Genomic DNA, 712 nt, shown 5'->3' on the forward strand with positions numbered 1-712 from the left:
CGCGCGCGTTTTCCGCGGAAATAGGATTTTACCCACGGGTCCTCGCTCTTCAGCATGTCGTCGATAGTGCCCTCGACCAATACTTTCTTCTTGCCGAGCACCGCCACGTGGTCGCAAGCGGTAAACAGCGTATCGAGGTCATGCGTGACCATATAGACGGTCAAATCCATGGTGTCGCGCAGCTTGACGACGAGTTCGTCGAATTCGGCCGCGCTGATCGGATCGAGGCCGGATGTCGGCTCGTCGAGAAAGACGATGTCAGGGTCGAGCGCAAGCGCGCGTGCCAGTGCGGCGCGCTTGATCATGCCGCCGGAGAGTTCGGAGGGAAATTTCTGCGCCGCGTCCGGCGGCAGCCCGACCAGCTCGATCTTGAGCAGCGCCAGCTCGTCCATCAGCTTTTTCGGCAAGTCGAGATATTCGCGCATCGGCACCTGCACGTTTTCCTGCACGGTCAGAGCCGAAAACAGCGCGCCATGCTGGAACAGCACGCCAAGCCGCATGTCGACGCGAAGACGTTCAATGTCGCTCGCTTTATCGACATCGACGCCGAGCAACTTGATCGTTCCGGATTGCTTGCGCATCAGGCCAAGGATGGTGCGCAAAAGCACCGATTTGCCAGCGCCCGAGGCGCCGACAAAGCCTAGGATCTCGCCCCGTCTGATATCGAGCGAAAGTTTGTCGAGGATCAGCTTTCCGTCGATAGCAACGGTGA

The 712-nt window shown here is 59.3% G+C and carries 1 protein-coding gene; it reads right to left on the reverse strand.

The features are described from left to right. A partial coding sequence (locus AC1DX0_RS36675) for an ABC transporter ATP-binding protein (RefSeq protein ID WP_477359508.1) occupies positions 1-712 on the reverse strand: 712 nt, incomplete at both ends.

The sequence above is a fragment of the Mesorhizobium sp. P3_A9 genome, from assembly GCF_056402975.1.